The sequence below is a fragment of the Actinoplanes sp. DH11 genome (assembly GCF_020873875.1).
GTDB lineage: Bacteria > Actinomycetota > Actinomycetes > Mycobacteriales > Micromonosporaceae > Actinoplanes.
Genome location: NZ_JAHWGU010000042.1, coordinates 1 through 18204 on the forward strand (window position 1 = coordinate 1; position 18204 = coordinate 18204).

Annotated in this window: 19 protein-coding genes, 1 tRNA gene and 1 pseudogene; 7 read left to right on the forward strand and 14 right to left on the reverse strand. The window is 66.3% G+C overall.

Features of this window, described 5'->3' with window-relative positions:
* Positions 1–306 precede the first annotated feature (306 nt).
* The 3 genes from LPA41_RS37530 (at position 307) to LPA41_RS37540 (ending at position 3161) form a co-directional block, all read left to right on the forward strand.
* A complete protein-coding gene (locus LPA41_RS37530; protein ID WP_229076049.1) occupies positions 307–828 on the forward strand; it encodes a SigE family RNA polymerase sigma factor in 522 nt (173 codons plus the stop codon).
* Positions 821–2104 carry a rod shape-determining protein MreC gene (locus LPA41_RS37535; RefSeq protein WP_229076050.1) on the forward strand — a complete coding sequence of 428 codons (1284 nt, stop codon included), beginning with the start codon at positions 821–823 and terminating at the stop codon, positions 2102–2104. The genes LPA41_RS37530 and LPA41_RS37535 overlap by 8 nt, the downstream gene beginning before the upstream one ends.
* Before the next feature lie 154 nt (positions 2105–2258).
* Positions 2259–3161, forward strand: a complete 903-nt coding sequence (locus tag LPA41_RS37540; protein WP_229076051.1) for a hypothetical protein — start codon at positions 2259–2261, stop codon at positions 3159–3161.
* On the opposite strand, the gene LPA41_RS37545 is transcribed toward LPA41_RS37540, so the two are convergent.
* From LPA41_RS37545 to LPA41_RS37560, 5 genes and pseudogenes are all read right to left on the reverse strand, one after another.
* The gene (locus LPA41_RS37545) at positions 3059–3877 is read right to left on the reverse strand and encodes an IS5 family transposase (RefSeq protein ID WP_229076104.1); all 819 of its coding nucleotides are present in this window, start codon (positions 3875–3877) and stop codon (positions 3059–3061) included. The two genes, LPA41_RS37540 and LPA41_RS37545, sit on opposite strands and share 103 nt — an antisense overlap.
* A 258-nt stretch (positions 3878–4135) precedes the next feature.
* The gene (locus LPA41_RS37550; RefSeq protein WP_229076052.1) at positions 4136–4453 is read right to left on the reverse strand and encodes a hypothetical protein; all 318 of its coding nucleotides are present in this window, start codon (positions 4451–4453) and stop codon (positions 4136–4138) included.
* A complete protein-coding gene (locus LPA41_RS43460) occupies positions 4420–4785 on the reverse strand; it encodes a toxin glutamine deamidase domain-containing protein (RefSeq protein WP_374238265.1) in 366 nt (121 codons plus the stop codon). Before LPA41_RS43460 ends, LPA41_RS37550 begins: the two co-directional genes overlap by 34 nt.
* Before the next feature lie 404 nt (positions 4786–5189).
* Positions 5190–6452 (reverse strand): annotated as a pseudogene (locus LPA41_RS37555) (IS1380 family transposase); the annotation flags it as partial.
* Complete coding sequence (locus LPA41_RS37560; RefSeq protein WP_229076053.1) at positions 6340–7161, reverse strand: hypothetical protein; 822 nt, start codon at positions 7159–7161, stop codon at positions 6340–6342. The gene LPA41_RS37560 and the pseudogene LPA41_RS37555, both read right to left, overlap by 113 nt.
* Before the next feature lie 516 nt (positions 7162–7677).
* On the opposite strand from LPA41_RS37560, the gene LPA41_RS37565 reads away from it, so the two are divergent.
* Positions 7678–7750 (forward strand) — tRNA-Arg (locus tag LPA41_RS37565).
* Positions 7751–7912: 162 nt separating this feature from the next.
* Here the strand turns inward: LPA41_RS37565 and LPA41_RS37570 are convergent.
* From LPA41_RS37570 to LPA41_RS43140, 9 genes are all read right to left on the reverse strand, one after another.
* Positions 7913–9295: a tyrosine-type recombinase/integrase gene (locus LPA41_RS37570; RefSeq protein ID WP_229076054.1), complete on the reverse strand. Its 1383-nt coding sequence runs from the start codon at positions 9293–9295 to the stop codon at positions 7913–7915.
* Complete coding sequence (locus tag LPA41_RS37575) at positions 9292–9480, reverse strand: helix-turn-helix transcriptional regulator (RefSeq protein WP_374238266.1); 189 nt, start codon at positions 9478–9480, stop codon at positions 9292–9294. Before LPA41_RS37575 ends, LPA41_RS37570 begins: the two co-directional genes overlap by 4 nt.
* A gap of 2 nt (positions 9481–9482) precedes the next feature.
* Positions 9483–11222, reverse strand: coding sequence for a replication initiator (locus tag LPA41_RS37580; RefSeq protein ID WP_229076055.1), 1740 nt, complete (start codon positions 11220–11222; stop codon positions 9483–9485).
* A complete protein-coding gene (locus tag LPA41_RS37585; protein ID WP_374238267.1) occupies positions 11219–11710 on the reverse strand; it encodes a hypothetical protein in 492 nt (163 codons plus the stop codon). Before LPA41_RS37585 ends, LPA41_RS37580 begins: the two co-directional genes overlap by 4 nt.
* Positions 11707–13107 (reverse strand): FtsK/SpoIIIE domain-containing protein, encoded by a 1401-nt coding sequence (locus LPA41_RS37590; protein WP_229076056.1) that lies wholly within the window; start codon positions 13105–13107, stop codon positions 11707–11709. Before LPA41_RS37590 ends, LPA41_RS37585 begins: the two co-directional genes overlap by 4 nt.
* A gap of 2 nt (positions 13108–13109) precedes the next feature.
* Entirely contained in the window at positions 13110–13418 is a 309-nt protein-coding gene (locus LPA41_RS37595) for a hypothetical protein (RefSeq protein ID WP_229076057.1), read from the reverse strand.
* Between the two features lie 100 nt (positions 13419–13518).
* On the reverse strand, positions 13519–13947 hold the full coding sequence (locus tag LPA41_RS37600) for a hypothetical protein (RefSeq protein WP_229076058.1): 429 nt from the start codon (positions 13945–13947) through the stop codon (positions 13519–13521).
* An 86-nt stretch (positions 13948–14033) separates the two neighbouring features.
* A complete protein-coding gene (locus tag LPA41_RS37605; RefSeq protein WP_229076059.1) occupies positions 14034–14780 on the reverse strand; it encodes a GntR family transcriptional regulator in 747 nt (248 codons plus the stop codon).
* Positions 14777–15109, reverse strand: a complete 333-nt coding sequence (locus LPA41_RS43140; protein WP_229076060.1) for a hypothetical protein — start codon at positions 15107–15109, stop codon at positions 14777–14779. The genes LPA41_RS37605 and LPA41_RS43140 overlap by 4 nt, the downstream gene beginning before the upstream one ends.
* A gap of 509 nt (positions 15110–15618) precedes the next feature.
* Here LPA41_RS43140 and LPA41_RS37615 point away from each other — a divergent pair.
* Genes LPA41_RS37615 through LPA41_RS37625 form a run of 3 tightly spaced genes read left to right on the forward strand, consistent with a single transcriptional unit; the run spans position 15619 to position 18007 of the window.
* Entirely contained in the window at positions 15619–16485 is an 867-nt protein-coding gene (locus tag LPA41_RS37615) for a GntR family transcriptional regulator (RefSeq protein ID WP_229076061.1), read from the forward strand.
* Entirely contained in the window at positions 16482–17189 is a 708-nt protein-coding gene (locus tag LPA41_RS37620) for an HAD family hydrolase (RefSeq protein ID WP_229076062.1), read from the forward strand. Before LPA41_RS37615 ends, LPA41_RS37620 begins: the two co-directional genes overlap by 4 nt.
* Positions 17190–17215: 26 nt before the next feature.
* On the forward strand, positions 17216–18007 hold the full coding sequence (locus LPA41_RS37625) for a phosphotransferase (protein ID WP_308036665.1): 792 nt from the start codon (positions 17216–17218) through the stop codon (positions 18005–18007).
* Positions 18008–18204 lie beyond the last annotated feature (197 nt).

Here is an 18204-nt window from a genome sequence, read left to right on the forward strand (position 1 = left end):
TCGGCCCGATGCAGCCGACGGATCTCAGCCCAGTCCTCCACCTTCAACACCCCTTCCAAGATCAAGGAGGAAGGGGGTCAACTTTCCCGGATCCCTACGGGGTCACTCTTCAGGAAGCGGCGACAGGGGCCGACTGCAGGGGCTCAGCGACGCATGGACAGCTGAGCTGTTCAGCGCCGCACTCCGCAGGCCCCGGCAGGCGATGTAGATCATCGACTGACAGAAAGTTTTGGTGTACGGCAACCTTTGCTCGGCTCCAAAGCGTAAGTGGTACCCGTGACATTGAGACCGAAGGTACGGGGGCCGATGCGCGATCGCAGGGATGAGGAGGTCACCGCCTTCGTCCGGGCGCGGTACGGACCGCTGCTCCGTACCGCCTTCCTGTTGTGCGGTGATCATGGCAAAGCCGAAGACCTGGTGCAGGCAACGTTGGCCAAGACAGTGGCGGCATGGCCTCGGCTGCAGCGCTCCGAGAGCATCGATCACTACGTCCAGCGGGTGCTGGTCAACACATTCGTGACGTCACGGCGGCGGCGGTCGTGGTGGGAGCAGCCCTTCGGCCGGCTGGTGGAGAGCCGGGCGCCTGACGAGTACGCAGGCGTGGAGCAGCGGGATTGGCTGCGACGGGCGTTGGACGGGCTACCGGCGCGTCAGCGTGCAGCGGTTGTCTTGCGCTTCTATGAGGACCTTTCCGAGCAGGACACGGCGCACGCGCTGGGCTGTTCGGTGGGAACGGTCAAGAGCCTCTCGTCAAGGGGCCTGCAGACCCTGCGACAGCGGTGGGTTGAGACTGACGCTGCGGCGGAACACGAGGTGCGATATGCATAGTCAGACAGAGTTGCGCGCCAGCCTGGTCGAGCTGGCCGAGCCCGTCCAGCCCGCGGAGGGCTACGAGGACCGAGTCATGCGGCGGGCCCGTCGGATTCGTGGCCGACGCCACTTCGTCACCGGAACAGCGGCCGCGGTGTGTGTGGCAGTGCTGGTGACGATGTTTCAGGTGGTCGGCATCGGGCCCGCACCGCAACTCGCGGCAGTGTCTCCGGACGGGCCATTCCTGGGCTGGTCTCCTGTTGGCGACGTAGACGCCGGCCTGGTCCGTGAGGCTACTGACGTCTGGGACCGTACCAACTCGGCAGGTCCGCATACTGCCGTGCGGGCCCTGGTGGCAACGCAGCATCCGCGCTTGCGCTCGGCGGTGGTCGTCTTGCAGGGGTACGACCAGCAGGGCGCCGCGCGGTTGGCTTTCTTCACCGGAGATTCCGAAGCGGGGGACGCATTGCGGGTGCGGGTTGATCGGCCGGCGCCCGACCCAGTGAAGACCCAGGTGATCAGTCTGGTCAGTCCCCGGCTGACCGGAGCCGCCGGCGACCTTAGCAAGGATTCCTGGGGCACCTATGCCATCGCCATCGCCATGCCGGGCGTGACGGCGCTGCGAGTGTCGAGTACCGCGGTCGATGATGAGATGACACAAACCCCTGACGGGCCTACCAGCCGCCTTGTCATAAAGCGATTCCCGATCGCTGCGACTCCGCAGACGACGACGATTGCCGGGTTCATCAAGCCGAAGCGACCTTTCGCCAGCGCGACGAAGGTGTTCGAGGTTCCTGGGGAGGGCGGAGTTGATGGCGACGCACGGGCCGTGCCTGCTCAGGTGGTCAGCAGGACCAGTCAACAGATAGTCGTGGCATACCCGAAGAGCAACGGAGTTCGGCCGGGTCAACTCGTCGTTGTTGCCGACGGACTGGTCGGACGTGTGACGGCAGTTGAAGTCACACGTAATGAAGCGACGATTGACCTTGTCACCAGTACCGGCTTTGCTGGAGAGGTTTACACCAACATCAGTAACGTGCCGGGCTCAGTTCGTGGCACCGGCAAGGGTCTCGTGATGGAGCGCATTCCTGCAGGTGGAGAGGTGTATCAGACAAATCGCGTCCTGATGCCCGACCCCTGTCAAGGGAGTAAGCAAGCCGGTGCTGTCTCGATTGGACGAGCTGCCTCAGATAAGGCGGCGGAAGTCAGCAGCGTGGAATTGACGCCGACGGCTGACCTCATCAGCCTGCGGGAAGTATCAATTATGACGTCATCCACTAGCGGCGACTGCTGACAGCAATGAACTGCGCAGCCGAATCAATGTCGACGTAATCAATGCGAGTAACGGCTACAGCGGTGAGGTTCAAATGGGGTGGCGTGCGGTGCGGGCGCCAATATCGGCTGGCGCAGTCAGCTACAACGCCTACTGGCAGGAGCTTGGTCAAAACGTGGAGGAATACCACGCCTTGCCATTCGTGGATCCGGTCGGCAGTCCCAATGGATCGAACGTCGCAGACGGTGCTCAGCACACCTACATGATGATGGCATCGTCCACGGCCGGTCAGTGGGACCTGTTCTACGACTTTAACTACGTCGCGACGACCAAACGGCAGTCAGGCGGCCGCGCCGATTTTGTCACCACCGGCCTCCAGAGCCGCTACATCGATGCGCTCACCCAGTCCCAGCCGTATGAGTTCCGCGTCCAGACGACGAATGCGGCCGGAGTTAGGGTCAAACCCGACCTGGCGCAGACGGCGCTGGGCAATAACAAGGAATGCGGCATGTTCCCGATCTGGGAGGACTTCTCCAGCGGCGCTGGCAACAACCAGCCGCCTTGGTGTCTTACCACGGCCCGTACCCAGACCGAAGCGAAGACGACTGTCGAGACTACCAAGATCAGTAAGCCCACCACTGCGGTATCACTCCTCGACCAGAGCCCAGCTACGAACTTCCTTCCCCGCAGCGGCGTTGTGAACGGCGTCGACCAGGCGCTGTTGTCGCGCTGCCTGGCCAGTGATCCCACCCGCTGCCTGCAAGAGGTACCCGGCCTGCAAAGCTGCGTCCAGCAGCGACTGCTCTGTTCCGTGTCGGCGGCCACCAGGCACGCAACCATCACACGGTCCGCGACCCCGACGAGCGAGACGGACGCGATCGTCGCGGCCCGTAGCCTTATCCACAGTTCTGAGCAACCTAGCGCTAAGAGGGCGTCTGATCCCGACATGTCCGTTAGCAACGAAATACGAGTTACTCAGCGCCAGGTTTGGGTGGATTCTCCGGTCAGTCTGAGCATGATCGTGTTAGACATCGCCCATCGGACCATCGCCGCCGAACGCTGCGGGAGTGCCTCGTAGTCGCGGACCAGGCGTCGGTGCTGCATCAGCCATCCAAACGTCCGCTCGACCACCCATCGACGTGGAAGGACATGAAATCCCTTCTCGGCACGGCGTGGCACCACCTCGACGTCGATGCCGAGTCCTGCCCCGTGGCGCAGCACCGTGTTCTGGTAGCCGCCGTCGACCCAGACCTTGCTCACCGTCGGATGCTCGGCGGCCAGCGTGTTCAGCAGGCCCTTGCCGGCGGCGGAGTCGGATACCGACGCCGCCGTGACCACTACCGCCAGCAGTAGTCCGAGGGTGTCGGTGGCGATGTGCCGTTTCCGTCCTTTGATCTTCTTCGCCGCGTCGATGCCCTGCTCGGATTCCCTTACGTTGCAAGACGTTTTGACGCTCTGGGCGTCGAGCACCGCCGCGCTCGGCTCAGCATCTCGGCCCATCGTCTCGCGCACCCGAGACCGCAGAAGATCGTGGATGCGAGCCGTTGTGCCGTCGATCTCCCACTTGGCGTAGTAGTCATAGACGGTTTTCGCTGGGGGGAAGTCGTGCGGTAGGCACTCCCACGCCATGCCGGTCCTCGCTACGTACAAGATCGCGTTGACGATCTCCCGCAGATCGTGCACCGGCGGCTTGATCCCTAGGCCCCGCCGGGCCTCACGCCACTGCACCAGCACGGGCTCGATCAACGCCCACCGGGCACGCGGCAGCGTTCGGTAATCCCGCAAGCGTCCGATGACGTGCGCAAACGTGAACTATCCCCTTAGAGGATCAGACGCCCTCTTACGCGAGTACGAACACCACCACAATCAACACCGGCTTCACCGAGGCATGGCCAACGCCCGACCACTGCGGCCGCTGCCCGAACCGATCACCGAACCAGCGGCCCTCGCACGTCTACGCATCCGCCGACACGACCGACTCGGCGGACTCCTCCACGAATACGAGCATGCCGCTTGACCAGCACGGATGACATTCTCGGCACCCGCAACGGTTCACCCTTCAATCAAGCCCAACTGGCGAAAGCTATACACCTCTTTGAGCGTCGAGAAGCTACAACTACCGTCAGAAAGATCAACTTTGATGGGCATGTTCCCGCCCAAACGGTCGTCAGAGTTACCCGTTTCCAGGAATTTGGCACTGTCGAACTGTATGACGAAAACACCTTCATGCACGAATGAGGTTTCGGGCATTAGCCGAAATTCGCGAGCCCATTGTTCGCCCTGTTGCGAGAGAAAGCTCTGCGCACGAACCAAGGCATCTTCGTTACTCAACACATTCATCTCGTTTTCATCAGCTTGTAGTACCGCCACTGTATAGAGTCAGGCCCAGCCTGACCCTGCTGGCCATCGATGAACACCACTGCACCCCGGTCGTTGACGACGTTGAAGAAGTGTCCTATCCCGGCTACCGGTAAGCCCATCACGATACCGCGAGAGCCATGCCCCCAGTCACGGACCCGGCGAACCACGTTACTTAGGCCACTGGTGTCAACCCATGGGCCTCCACCAGCCATAGCCTGGACCTGGCTAGCTGTCATCGGCAGCCCGTGAGGGTCCGCGGCTTGAGGGGTTCCACCCCCAAGGGCAATGTCCACCTGACAAGCGACCAGACCGCAGTTGGTCTGCCCTCCGCCGGGGTTCACAACGTCCCGGAGGTTCGGTAGGTCAGGTGCCTTATAGCTTCCGTGCGCAGTCGTGCCAGCGTCCTCGTACTTTGCGTAGCGGCCCCCTTCGGGGTCGGGGTTGACGCCACCATTGCTGCGGCTTCCTGCGCTTGCAGTGGCACTCTTCCCGCCTCCGCCACCACCACGACTGGCCGTCGCCTTTGGGTTAGCCTCCCCTTGAGCGCGCTTCTGTATGGGGTTACCGGTCTTCTTCGTAGCCTCGACCGCTGCCGTACTAGCCTCGGTCTTTCACTTGGACGTCGGTCCATAGTCGGTGTTCGATGAATGCGGTTCGCGTGGCTGATGGCGTTTTGGTGGCATGCCGAGAGCCCGGCGCGGGGCCGGGTTCCTCCGTGCTGCTGGTCGAAGCGTGAGTTTGCGGGTTAGCCGGTGGGCCGAGGCAACGCCATAAGCTTGCTGAAGGCGCTGGTCAGGGAATCGGTCCAAGGCCAGTTCGCGGCGATGGCCAGGCGGGTCCGGCGGGCGGTGCGGGTGATCCGGGCCGCGACGTGCAGCAGCCGGTACCGCAGCTTCTTCGGCTCGGCGGTGGCCAGATCGCCGTCCAGGAGCAGGGCCTGGGTCCAGGCGAGCAGGTCGATGCCGGTCAACGCGAGTTGCAGCCAGGTCTGGTTGATCGCGAACACGCGGGACGGGAACCGGCCGAAGCCGGTGCTCTTGCCGCAGCGGATGCGGTCCTCGACGCGGGCGTGGGCCCGGTGCCGGGCTTCCAGGAACTGGATGCTGCCGCCACCGGGTGGGGTGTCGGTGGCGACGACCTGGTGTCGCCAGCCTTCGATGGAGTCGAACAACGACAGTTGGGCGCCGGGGTGCGGGCGTTCCCGGCGGACCAGGAACCGGGTGCCTTCCGGCCAGCCGGCGGCGTCGAACGATCCGGTGATCTCGCAGACTTCGGCGTGTTCACGCAGGTCACCGCCGGTATCGACGGCGGGGACCCAGCCGGTCGCGGCCCGGATCGCTGCCCGGACCGGCTCGGTGATCGCGGCGCCGACGCTGAACCGGATGTCGAGGTGCCGGTCCCGCAGCCCGCGGATGTGAGCGAGGAAGCCATGACTGGATCCGGCCGCATCACTGCGGAGCAGGATCGGGGTGCCGTGCCGGTGGGTGTCGGGGATCTGGGCGAGGGCCTGGTCCAGGACGGTGATGTGGTCGGTGGTGGTGTTGGAGCCGGCCCGGCCTTCGCGGAGCAGCCCGGCGAGGGCTTCGCCGGTGTTGTCGAGGAAGCACAGCAGAGGATGGAACCCGAACGTCTTCTTCCAGGTCCGGGTGGCTGATTCCTTGTCGGAGTGGCAGATCACGATGGTGGCGTCGATGTCGAGGACCAGGCCGTCGACGGGTTGGCCGGCGACTGTCGGCTGCGGCACGTCGCCGCGGGTGTCGGCGTGCTGGGCCCAGGCGATCTCGCGGGCCCGGGCTCGAGCGGTCCGCAGCTCGGCCAGCATCGTCGCGTCGAGTTGCGATAACAGTCGCCATGCGGTCGCATCGGACGCGACCGGCCCGAACAAGGCCTTCTGGTCACGCAGCACTGCCAGGTCGGTGATGGCCTCGCCGCCGTCGGCGAGCATCACGGCGAGATCGACCGCTATCCGGCCTGGGTCGTGCCCGCGCTGCCGTTGCCGCAGACCCGCCGGTACCGGATGCGATGACCATGGTTGGGGCGCCGCAGGTGTCATGGCCGTGGCCGTGGCCGTGGCCGGTCGAGATGAGTACGCGGTTGCCGAGGGGCGCGTTCAGGCGAAGTAGCATCTCGCGGTCATATATGTAATCCAGGGAAGCGTCGCGTTGCCGTATCCCCACGGGTTCGATGAGGACTGCCGTGGCTGTCTCGTGCACTTTGGCGCCCGGGTAGTCGACGCCGGGATGCGCGGCGAAGCGGAAGGTCAGCGTGCGGCCGTCTGCCGCGAGAGAAGCAGGTTGGCTGCTGGTGGTTCGCAGCCCTGGCGGCCACCAGGTGTGGTTGTGCTCGAAGTGAGGGTCCATGGCGATGAACGGGCTTCGGCGGCCGTCCGGGACCATCATCCAGGCCGGGAGAAGTTGTACGCCGCGGTCCGTGCCGAACGGTCCGTCGCCGCGGATGAGTGGGCCCAGTCGTCGGCCGGGAGGTAGCCGCAGGCCCTCACAGTAGGCGAGCGCGGCCGCGAGCAACGAAGGCGGAAGATCGTCCTCGGCGGGCAGGACGACGCCGGGGCCGGTCAGGTCCGCGCGCCAGCCGGGGTTGGCGCGCAGCCAGTCGTCGGTGCTGATGGCGGAGAGCACGATGGGGCGGGGTTCGCGGTGAACCGGGAAGTCGGCCCACCTGTCCAACGCCTCCATGACGGCAAGCGAGCGGATCGGCACGCCGGAACCCTATCGGGGCGTACCGCGTCTGCGCGGCACCGAGGCACGGCCCGACACCGCTGGAACTCGTCGTCGAGACACACACCGCGCTCGGCGGCGGGCGTACGAACGACCATAGGTCGGCTCGGTCAAGGCGCCGAGCAGCGGTAATCGCTCGGGGAGAACCTCACGAAGGTGCACCGCCACCCGGCACTCGAAACAGGGTAGGCGCACCGTATCGCGGACGGCTCCCGATCATCAGGGCCAGCGCATGCCGGCATACACGGGGCCGGCACCGTCGCTTGCCCCGGCATCAGCTGCTCCAAAAGTGCTCCGGGACGCCTGGTCACCATGAGGTAGCACTGGTCATCCGGTGGCAGCCGGAGTCACGTTCCGCCGGGTGGTGAATCCATATGCTCCTCATGTGCTCGCGACGACGGCTCACCCCGCCCACGATGCCGCCGATCAGCACTGGGCACCGGCGGGCAGTGGTGGTGACTCGGGGGCAGCCGCTGGTCCGGTAGCATGAGCCTTCGCGCCCTCGTAGCTCAGGGGATAGAGCATCGGTTTCCTAAACCGTGTGTCGTAGGTTCGATTCCTACCGGGGGCACCCTAGTGATCACCAGAAACGTTCGTTGAGCTGCGCGGACATAAGATCGTCGATGTGCGGCCGTGTGCAGCTGTACGCCTCTGAAAGCCGCCGTTTGTCGCCAGTCGTGCAAAATACGTGCAATGGATCTTGGTGACGTTTCCGCAGGTCAGCCCGCGGATTTCAGGCATCGAGTGCAGCCTCGATCCGGGCGTTGAACCGCTTTCGATCGCCGTCGAGGCACTTGGCGTAGACCTTGAGCAAGACGTCGACGGAGTGTCCAGCGCGGTCGGCGACGTCCGTGGCGGGAACTCCAGCGTTGAGCCACAGCGACACCCCGGCATGCCGCAGGTCGTACGGACGACCGGCCAGAGGCGTGCCGACCCGATCGGGTGGGAACGCGACCGAGCGAGCGATGTCCCACACCCGGGCGTACGACGAGGCCGAGACCACTCCGCCACGCGTGCTCCGGAACAGCCGCCCGGTCTCGTCGGTGCCGAAGCGCTCCAGGTGCTCGCGCAGGATCGCCACCAACTCGGGCGGGATGGGTACCTCTCGCGCCTCTGTCTTCCCCCGGTGTTTGAGCCCGCGGTCGTCGTGGACCTCGCCGCTGTCCGTGTACCGCTTGCCCGCAGCCGGCCGCGAGCGTTCCACGGTCAGGCTGCCCCAGCCAGTTGCCGGAAGCTTGCAGTTGCTCCGACGTAGATCCGTGGCTTCGCCTGGCCGCAGGCCCGCAAAGTAAATGCAGGCGAAGAAGGCGCGAAGCCGCTCGCCACGTCGGCCATCCTTGCCTCGCGAGCCGACGTAGGTCACGGCCGTCAGCAGCTCTCGCGCCTGGGCGGGGTTGACGACCACGCGCCGGTCGACCTGGACGGAAACCTTGGTCCGGTTGGAACTCACCCGCAGTTGGTCCACCGGGTTGTAGGCGAGGAGTTCCAGCTCGACTGCGTACTGAAGGACGTTGTAGAAGACCGCGCGCTTGCGTCGGCTGGTGGTGGCCGCAGCGCTTCGGCCGTCGAGCCGCACCGTCAACGCATTGAGTGCCGGACGGACGACCGACGCCTGAGCCAAGTCTGCCAGCGGCAGCGATGCCCGCTCCAGCCATTGCAGCGCCCTGGCTACGTCGGCCGGGCGATGCTCCGTCCTCGTTGCCGGAACAAGTTCGTAGCCACGGAGAGCCCGCCGAAGTAGCTCGAGGTCCGGCCTGCCGGGAACGTCAGCCGTCAACGCGGGCGTGACCGTAGCCAGTGCATCGGTCAAGCTCTCACGTGACTTCGCGGCGGCATCCGGCCACTTCATGTTGAGGTAGCGCCGCACGAAAACCAACCAGCTGACCCCGGACACGGTCGGCATCATTGATTCGGGCAGGCCGGTATCGGTGTCGAACGCCTCTCCACGGTTGATGGCCTGCATGAGGTCGGACCGGTAGTTGTCGGCCAGCGCCCGGGTCGCGAACGTCTTCGATTCCGGCTTGCCGGCCAACAGCCACCGCACTGTGTACGACTTCCGGCGGTTGGCGAGCTGGTTGACCTGGATGGACCGGATGCGGACTTCCTGGGATCTCACGCCGCCTCCCGGTGCCGGTTGAGCCACTCGCGGAGGTCGCTGCGGACGATGCGGAGTTCACCGTTGGGCAGGCGGATGCAGGTCGGGGCTGTGCCGAGTTCGCGCCAGCGGTAGAAGGTGCGCCGTGACACCCCCTTCAAGACGTCCAGCACCTCAAGAACCGTCATCAGGTCGTCGTCCGCCACTATCAAAGTCCCCCTCCTACTTGTGCGTCCTGGGTTGCCGAGACATCTGCGGGTCTTCGTGCTTCGGCGAGTTCGGCGCGGCGTTGGATGCGCTGGGAGATGGCTCGCAGGAGCCGATGTTCGAGCGCTGGTAGATCCGGGTCGTCGTGTCTCGCCATCTCCCAGGCGACCGCCGGCTTTTCGGCGGCTTCCGGGTCGTCGGTGACGCCGAGGACCGCCTTGACCCAGGCGTGAGCGTCCGCGCGGTGATCGGCCAACGTCTTGCCGGACCAGTCGCGGGAGACCAGCACTCGCCGGCCGCCGATGCCCAGAGTTGTCTTCTGGTGCACCCGTCCCTTGCAGTGGCCCGGTCGGAGCCTGCCGTGGGCCTTCTTCGGCTGGACGCCGTAGAGCAGCCAGTTCGAGCACCGCTCGGAGCACGGGGTTACGCGCAGCTCGTGCCAGAGCCGGTCGAGGTGGTCACGCTGCGGGTCGCTGGTGACCTGGTGGCAGTCAGCCGCGGACTTGGTCACGTACTTGGTGATGTAGCCGACGGTGCGTTCGACGTCGGCCGAGCTGGGATCGACGCCCTTGGCCTTGACCTGGGCGCCGAAGCGGACCAGGTGCGCCGGCTCGGCGTCCGGATCGTCGTCGACCGCGTCCAGCGCCTCAGCCCACGTCGGCAGCGGTCGGCCGGTGTCCGGGTCCACCCATGTCTCGGTCTTGGCGTCCCAGACGGGCGGCCGGTTGATCGGGTAGCGGAGCTGGTCGGCGGGCGGCCACCACACCTGGTGGTAGGTGGCCTTGGCGACCAGCTCCAGCATCGTCCGAGGGATGGTGCCGCGGATGGCGAAGTGCGCGTGCGGCGCCAACCGGCGTTGCGGCTCGACGCAGCCGGCGTACTGGACGTTCCAGCCGACCGCGCGGCGCAGGTTCTGCCAGTAGCGGTCGAGTAGGCGGGGGAAGTGGACGGCGTCCCAGGCGGCCCGGCGGTAGTCGTAGCGAGACGGGTCGACCGGAGTGCCGAGCAGCGGATCATCCTGGTCGTGTCGGCGGCGGCAGGAGCAGGGCCGGCCCTGGTGGATGGAGTGGACCGGGCCGTAGCTGTCCAGGGTCAGCGTGAGCCACATCGAGGGCTGGTGTTCGACCCCGTCCGGGCCGACGTAGGTCCGGCCGACGGTCCGCGGGTCGACCTTCTGACGCGGCAGGTCGGGCACGTCCTGGCGCCGCTTGGTCGACCGGATCCGCCGGGGCTGGTCATCGTCGTCCTGGTCGCCGAGTCCACGACCGGGGGCGATGCTGCCGCGGAGTCCTTCCGCCGCGATCTCCTGTTCCACAGCATCGATGGCCGTGGCGATCCGTTCGAGCTCAGCCGCGCGGTCGGCCGGGTCCATCGGGACGAGTTCGAGAGCAGCGCGGTCGAATTCGAGGTGCGCCCGCGCCGTGATCAGCTCCCGTTGCCGAGCAGTCGCCGGCGCCGGGCCGGGCTGGGGTTCGTCAGTGCGGTGCCAGCCTTCCCGGATCTGAACCTGCCGCAGGCGCCGCGCCTTCTTGGCGCAGGGCGGACACTTGGCTTCCAGGGTGGCGCCGCAGGGCAGGTCGACGAGTTCGGTCTTGCCGGTGGCCAGGTCAGTGCGGCGCAGCGCGATCGGGCGGATGCAGACGCCGTGGTCGATGGCGAGGTCTTTGAGCGCATCGACGGCCCGAGGCTGGGCCAGACGTGCCGCCCGGGAACCGGGCCGGGGAAGGGTCGCGGTGGTCAACGGGTCACCTGCCCGATGACCGGCACCCCGTTGGTCCGGGTGATCGGCTGGACCGGGACCGTCACCACCGGAGCCGGTTCCCGCTCCGTGGCGGTCGGCTCGGCGGCGGATGCCGGTGTACTGGCGAAGACCAGCTTGACCAGGGCCATGAAGGCCAGTGCGGGCACGGCGGACAGCAGCCAGCCGGACGGGCTGGGCTGGGCGACGGCGAGCTGCGCCGACAGCGACAGGGTGCCGGCGGCGATGAGCAGGAACAGCGGGTAGGCGATTGACGCATCTGCCTTGCGACGCTGCTTGATGGTCAGCAGTGCCGCGACGGGGACGAGTTCGGAGATGACGGCGTTGACCCAGCCGAACGCGTCCGGGGTGCCGGCCGGGGTGTGGCGCATGGTCCAGTCGTGGACGTGGGTGAAGGACGCCCACCCGGCCGCCACCGCCACGACGGTGAGGATGACGGCCAGGGCGAGAGATTCGATCCGGTCTTTCACGCGGCCACCCCGTAGTCGTCGGCCATGTCGCGGACGGTGTCGTCGTCGCAGTAGGTCAGCCGGACCCGCATCGGCGTCGGGTCGCCTTCCAGGACCACGAACCCGGTGCCTGGCTGGGTCTGCGGAATGCGGTCGCAGAGCGCGCCGCGGTCGCGCATCTTGTCGCCGAGGACCAGGTCGACCTCTGCGGGCTCGGACAGCCGCAGTCCGATTCGGGTCGGGAACAGCCCGCGAGCCGGAAGGACCTCCTTGCGCGGGTCCTGGATAGCGGCGACCACGTGCACCCCGACGGCACGGCCTTGGGTCAGGACGATGCCGAGCGCGGCCTTGATCCGATCCTTGAGCTGACGTTCGGTCAGGTAGGCGGTCAAGTTCGCCAGTTCGTCGATGACCAGGACGATCAGCGGCTCGTCCTCGGTCGGGACGTGCTGACGAGTGCGACCAGCCAGCCGGGCCGCCCGGTCCTGTGCGGTGGCCGCAGCAAGTTCGAGCATGGCGGCCATCTCGGCGAAGTCTCGGGAGGCGAACTTGGCGAACAGGGGTCGGCCGATGCCCAGTTCCATGCCGCCTTTGGGGTCGAGGCCCCACAGCTCGACCAGGCCAGCGTCGACCCCGCCGGCCAGGGCGCGGACGATGGACCAGATGGCCGAGCCCTTCCCGGAGCCGGTCGCACCGACGATCAGGACTTGCGTGCCGAACAGCCGCAGGCGGTAGAGGCCGCCGTCTTCCTGGACACCGATCGGCAGGGCCGTGAAGTCAGGCAGGGCAGGCACCGGGAGCGGCTCGATGGTCTCGCTCAGGGTGTCGCCGCGCATGAGGACCAGGACCACGGAACCGTAGGCGGAACCGGGGATGGCCTTGACCTGACGGACTCCGAACGTCTGCGCCAGCCGCTCTGATGCCTTGGCGAAGTCGTCGGGGATCTGCCCGGTGACCATCCGGACCAGGACTTCATCGCAACCGCCGGCCCGGCATCGCACACGGCGGATCTGCGGGATGATCGTGCGTTTGTCGTAGGAGATCGACAGGCCCGCGGTGACCATCGCAGCCATCCACCGCCGCCGGTAGAGCAGTCTGCGGACACGGGCGAGGACCGGCCACCAGCCGAACCGCAGCCAACTCGGCCGATGCGCGAAGGCCCAGCCGGTCGCCGCAGCCGTGACGCCGCCGGCCAGCAGTGCGAGGGCCTGCCAGCCGTGTGCGAGGTAGAGCCAGGTAAGTCCGGTGATCGGCAGGGTGGCGTACCAGTGGCGGACGTAGTTGGTGACGGTCCAGGCGATGGCCTTGACGATCTCCCAGACGACGACCAGCCAGATCGGAAGCTTGACGAACGGGGTGCGGACGTTGAGCGGAGCGACCGGGACCGTCTCGCCGCGGATGATGTTGATCAGCGGCACGGCTACTTCACCCCCTTGTCCTTGCGGAGCGGGTGAAGGGTCTTGAGCAGGTGCCTGATGTGGTCGAGGCGTTCGGCGTCGGTGACGTCGGTGATCTCCTCGGCCCACGCCTGGATTCCGCCGACCAGTTCGGCGAAGTCGTAGGCGATGTCCCAGCCGCTCCCGGTCGCAGCCGGAGGCTTCTCGGTTGCGCAGGAGTCGCAGCGGTCGGCCTGGTCAGGCAGCGGCTTGAGTCGGGAACAGCCGGTGCACGTACGCCAAACGGTGTTGTCTTTGGTCGTGACGCGGGCAGCGTCGGATACCTTGGGCATCGCAGCCCTCTCCTTTTGTGGGTGGAGTGGTTGAGCGCCCGGGGCGGGGGTGACTTCTTGGCGGTTGTTGACCCCGCTCCCGGACGCGGCTACTTCCAGATCAGGCGGCCTTCGCGCGGCTCGTCTGCGGGGCGCTCATTGCGCTGGCTCGGACCGACCAGCCCAGCCGGGCGCGGCACTTGCTGCCGGTGCCCTTGCATTTCTGCGAGTCGACGTACGGCGTCAGCATCACGTCGCTGAACTCCACCATCGGCGGGTAGCCCGGCACCGCGGAGGCCGGCGGGACCGGCTGGTGCGGCGCCGCGACCTTGACCTTGAACTCCTTGGAGCCGCCGAACTTCCCGGCTTCCGGGTCGAGGTCGAGAAGGCGGACCAGCCAGACCCGTTCGCCGGTCTCCTTGTCGCGCAGTTGGTCATCGCCCTGGCCGCGCTTGTCGAAGTCAGTGGCCGGCTCGACGCCGAGGCACAGAGCGCCGTGCGGGGCGACGTAGTCCCACGGAACCGGCACCTTGATCGAATTCGGAATCACCGATCGCTTCCTTCCGTCCAAGACCTGATTACTTGACTAACCAAGTTGGACAGAAGTTAGCAGATGATTAGCTTGGCTAGTCATGTCTAGGCGTGTGCGAGAGCAAAAACTTCTTCGATGCCATGCGGCGGCACGGGCATGACCTGCTCGATGACCAAAAGAGCCTGTTGTGCCGCATTACGCACCACGAGGAGACTCGCCAACGTCGATGCGTTGCGATCGAGCCCGAGCGAGGTTGCCTCGCGCGGCAAGGCGGTCCGCAGGTTCATCCGTTCGACGACGTCGGCCGCCCTGATTCGCCGCCGCCGTTCCAGGTGATCCAGCGCGCCTTCACGCAACAGGTCGGAAGCACCGAATCCAGTGCCTTCGGCCGCGACCGCGGGCATGTACACAGTGGAGAGCAGCGGCCACTCCGTCTCCGAGTCGAACATCGTCCGCTGCCGGGCGATCACGAGTTCTCCCACCGCGATCTCCAGCACCGCCGCGATCCGCGGGGACGCGGGTGCGCGGCCTGCACCGAGCAGGGTGGCGTTCGCCAGCTCCGAGGCGTGCAGGGCGACGTGCACCCTGCGTGGCGGCACTGGCCGTCGTGGCACTGGCGTACCGAGCACCATCCGCCCTTTGCCCTGCACACCTTCCAGATAGCCGAGCTGCCGCAGATACTCCAGTGCCCGCACCACGGTCGACCGCGAGGCCGCGAACTCCCGCACCAATTGCGCTTCACTGGGGAGCATCGTCCCCGGCGGGTGGACGCCGTTGTTGATCCGGGATCGCAGCGAGTCGGCGATGTGGGCGTACTTGGCTGGAGCGGGTTCCAGGGGCCGGCCCGTCACCGGCCGTGCCCATCGCGTTGAGTCGGGACCAGTCGGTCGGGCACGCACGCGGTGACGTGCACCAGGGCTTGCGTCCAGCGCAGCCGTTGCCCCGTCGCCGCGAGCTCCTCGCCTTCCAGCCACACCCACTGGCCGCCGTACCAGTCGGAGATGTCCAGGCGCACTCGCCGTACCAGCAGCAGCAGTCCGGGGCCGCGGTAGCGGCACGCGCCGGCGGGAATGCGCAGCAGCCGGCCGACGATTCGGTCCGCCGGTGTAGGCAGCCGGGGTGGAGTGCTGACGGCGATCGCGCTGAGCGCGTTATGCCGGTCGGTCAGGGTGCCGGTCACCACTGGTCGCCTTGGTTGCGGCGGTGCGGTGAATCGGTGGGGCGAACCATGGCAGCCGCCATGCCCTGATCGGCGAGCTGCCGCGCCACACACGGATAGACGATCGCCGGCCGGCAGAGCAGACACCAGCCATCCGGTCCTGGCTGGTGATCGGCGTACAGGCGACGAGCCAGTCGCCACAGCAGCGGACTGAGGCAGCCTGCCGGAGGATCGATCGGCGGGACCTGGCCTCGGGCGCCTCTCGATTCAGGCACAGCGAGCCTCCCAAAGCGTGGAAGGGCACCGAGGCGGGCGGGGACGCGACGGGGGACGCGGAGCCCAGCACCCGCCCCGGTGCCTGCTTCACTCAGGCATGACAAGTGCGGCTGAATCCGCCGTTTACCGTCCACCCGAGAGTCGATATGGCTAGCTTGGCTAGTCATGTCGACCGTACGGGGGAGGGATGCGTCTACGCAACCAGGCTGCGACCGATATTCCTAGCCTGGCTAGCCAGGCCTTACGCTGGTGGAGTGAATGTGGAAGCCCGCGAACTTGACGACCTGGAACCGGACGACGCCCGCCCGGCTTCCCAGCAGATCGCTAACGTGCTGCGCGCGGCGATCCTCACGCGCCGGTTCGCTCCCGGCGAGCGCCTACCGTCGCAGAACGAGCTGGCCGAGCGGTACGGCGTCGCCCGCGAAACCGTCAAGTCCGCACTCCGCATCCTGCGCGACGACCGCCTGATCGTCAGCCGGCAGGGAAGTGGCGCGTTCGTCCGCGCTCAGACCGACCGCCCGGTAGGCCTGCGCCCACACATCGAAGCCGCGTTCGAGCGGGCACACATCAGCATTGACTTCGCTGGCTTCTCCAGCGAAACCTTGCACGGCGCCATCCAAGAACCCTTGGACAAGATCCGAGCCGGCCGACTCACCCCCGAGTCGATCGCCATCCGCATCCTGCTCCCCGACCTAGCCCTACCCGCGATCGTGCCGTCACGCGCCGAGCCAGCCGGAGACGACCCCGCCATCCGCGAACGTGCCGCCCGCATCGCCCGCCGGCACACCGAAGCCATCGTCGAATCCGTGGGAGAGCTGAGCACACTCGGTCTGGTCCGCAACGCCACCACCGAGATCCGCGCCTACGGCACCACAGTCCTGTCGAAGCTGTACATCCTCAACCGCGACGAGGTCTTCTTCGGCTTCTACCCAGTCGTCCGCAACACCGTTTCCGTCGACAAACAGGCAGTCCAAATCTTCGACGTTCTTGGCAAAGACGTCCCGTTGTTCCACTACGTGTCCACCGGCGACGATGGTGATGCTGGGGATCAGTTCGTAGAGCAGTCCCGCGCCTGGTTCGACAGCATCTGGGACACCATCGCCCGTGAGTACGTTCCGTGACCCTCACCGGCCTGCTGAGCAACGCGCGCTGCTTGCTGGTCGACTTCGATGGCCCTATCTGCTCAGTCTTCGCCGGCTATCCAGCCACCGCAGTCGCCGACGAGCTGCGCGCCATCATCCGCCGCGGGTTGGAAGGCAAGCTTCCGCAGGCGTTGGCCGATCTACCGCCTGACCCCATGCAACTCCTCGTCGAAGTCACTGCGTTGGAGGACGACCGCCTCACCCGTGAGATAGCCGACGCGCTTCGCGATGCGGAGATCACCGCTATCACCACGGGCGCTCCCACCGCTGGTGCCGCAGAGATGCTTCTCGCCGCCCACGAGACCGGCCGCACGGTCGCGATCGTCAGCAACAACGCCAGTGCCGCAATCGATGCCTACCTCGGGCGCCACGAATTGAACCGCTACGTCGACGGCGTAGCTGCCCGCTCCGACGGGATGAACCCACGACTACTCAAGCCGCACCCGTTCCTACTCGAACGCGCTCTCACCACAGCAGGCGCAGGGAAGGCCGGGGCGCTTTTCATCGGTGATTCGACGAGCGACGTCGAGGCCGGCCGAGCCGCCGGCATACCCACGATCGGTTACGCCAATAAGCCTGGCAAACGCCAGCGACTCACCGATGCGGGAGCCGACACCGTGATCGACTCCATGCATGAGCTAGTGGACGCATTGCGCCAACCCGCAGCCAGGCCCGCACTGTGACCGTTCAGCTCACAGTGCCAGCCGTGGTGCTGGCTAACATCCGCCGTCGCTGGCCAGATGTCGCCGACTCCTGGGCTACACGAGTCGGCAGCGAGTTCCATGCCGCCTGTGAGCGATACGGAGCCATCCCACGTGAAGTCCTGCCCGCTCGGTACGGATTCGTCGCCGCAGTTGACACGCCACATGGCCCGCTAGTGTTCCGTAGCAGCCCCGACCCACGCGGAGTGGACCAAGCCGCTGTCGCTGCTGCGTTGGCCGACCTAGACGCCGCGCCCCGATTACACGAAGCCGTGACCACCGAGTACGGAACCTGGACCGTACTGGACCGCGTCTTCCCCGGCACCTCACTCAGTCAGGCAGACCCGGCAACCGTCGATCCCGAAGCGCTCTTCGCGCCGCTGGCGGCGATACGGGACCAGCCGCCACCTCGATCCGATATGCCGTCGATCTTCGAATGGCTTCGCGACCGTCTCGAAGACGACCAGCTCACTGACCTTCGCCCTGGCACTACCGTCGCCCCCGCGAGCGAGCGACGAACCGCACTCGCAGTACTGGACCACCTAGCCCGCGACCACACGCCAGCTTTGTGTCACGGTGATGCCTCCAGCGGCAACATCATCACCAACGGCAAGCATTGGATGTTCATCGATCCCCGCGGCGTAACAGGCGAACACACCTACGACGCCGCCGTACTCGCTATACGAATCACCGAAGCATATTCGTTCTCCGGTATTCGGCAATACATCGCCCAGTCAGCCAAGGTCGATTCCGTCCGCCTAGATGCGTGGATGGCAGTCGCCCAGGCGGCGCGGGTTTAACACAGACGCTGTTATACCTTACCGCCGTGAATCAAATCATGCGGCCGTACGGCGTTGAAGTAATGTTCGTGCTGAGGTAACGCTGCAAATTGGTAGCGTGTCAAGCACCGGCAGAAGACTTGTCAACATATCAATTTCGCTACCGCGGGGCGGGAGTTCGCCATCTACGTAAGGCGCCCCGATCAGACGGAAGAACG